Below are 1,308 nucleotides of genomic sequence, written 5' to 3' on the forward strand. Positions count from 1 at the left end.
TCTGGCGCAGCAACGAATGCACCGCCACCGAGACAACCTTTAGGCGCCCCGGGGTGAGAGAACAATTCGTCTGCTGGTAATGGCCCTTCGCATCCACAGTCAAGAATCCCGCATTCAAAAGGAAACGCAAACTGTTGCTCACGTCGGCAGCCGATATAGGCAGCCTGCAAGCCTTCGCGATTTCGTGCGGTTTTGCGCCCGGCATGGCAACCGCCAGCTCACGGACCACGGAATGTTTCCACGTTTCATAGAACGTGTACATCTCGCTGCCGAGAATTTTCACATGGTGTGCCGAACTCAATGCTTCCATTTCTTCGAAACACTTTTTCTTTTCCCGGTCCGTCTTTGCGCTTTCGTATCGAACCATCAAGACGAAGTAGTCGAACTCAAACCCCAGCAACCCCATTGCCAAGGCCGTCTTCTTTGCTCCTTCCTCCCGAAGCCTTGTCTTGCCATCGCAAACAAGCTTCAGGTATGAACCCGATGCGAAACCAGCAATCTTTGCAAACTCGCGCCAGGTAAACGCCGACGTGCGCTTGCGTTCGCGGTAGTAGTCGAGTACGTACTCGCGATAGTCCTTGTATTCAATAACTGATTTCATCATGATTATAAAATAGAATTTCAAAGAACACTATGCAACATTTTTGCTAAAACAAAAATGGCGAATTTAAGCGGATTTAAGCACTTCGCATTTCCAATCAAAAATTTTTTGCAATCTATAAAACAAAATCAAGAAAACATGAAACAAAATCCTCAAAACACAAAACAAAAAGGCTCCCGCATTTCGCGAGAGCCCTTGATTAACTATTAAAGGTCGTATTTTACCGCTTCAGCAGCATTACCTTGTCTGTCACACGGCCATTCACCTGCAGCACACCGATATAGCGACCGCGAACGACACCCTCGGCAGCGACAGTTTCGAAATACTCACCCGCTGCACGGCGTCCCAGGTCAAAGGCCTTCACGACGCGGCCCTGCATATCCATGAGTGCGTAGCCCTCGCTCGCTTGCACGCCCGAGATTTCGACCATGCGGCCAGCGCTACGAACATTCACAGGCGACGCCGCGCGGGAAACGACAAACGAAGTCTTTCCAGTGCTATCCGGGACGGTCTTGCTATAGACCGGATAAAGGTCCATTCCCACATTCTGTCCCCATACGTCGCCATTGATGCCGTCTGCGTTGTAGTAATGAAGCTGTACGGCCACAGTCCCATCCGAGAAACTTTCGGCACCTAGCGTTTTATCAGAGAACGCATTGACGTATTCTACAGAAGAACCATCGTCGACTTGACCGATTAACGGTAAA

At 49.8% G+C, this 1,308-nt stretch carries 1 protein-coding gene and 1 pseudogene; both read right to left on the reverse strand.

What is annotated here, in order from left to right; translation table 11 throughout:
- Positions 1 to 604 (reverse strand): TIGR02147 family protein (locus Q0628_RS14665; protein WP_298772252.1); only part of this gene is annotated, 604 nt, incomplete at its 3' end.
- 217 nt (positions 605 to 821) lie between these two features.
- Positions 822 to 1,308: pseudogene (locus tag Q0628_RS14670) on the reverse strand (hypothetical protein); the annotation flags it as partial.

The sequence above is a fragment of the uncultured Fibrobacter sp. genome (genome assembly GCF_937877005.1).
Classification (GTDB): domain Bacteria; phylum Fibrobacterota; class Fibrobacteria; order Fibrobacterales; family Fibrobacteraceae; genus Fibrobacter.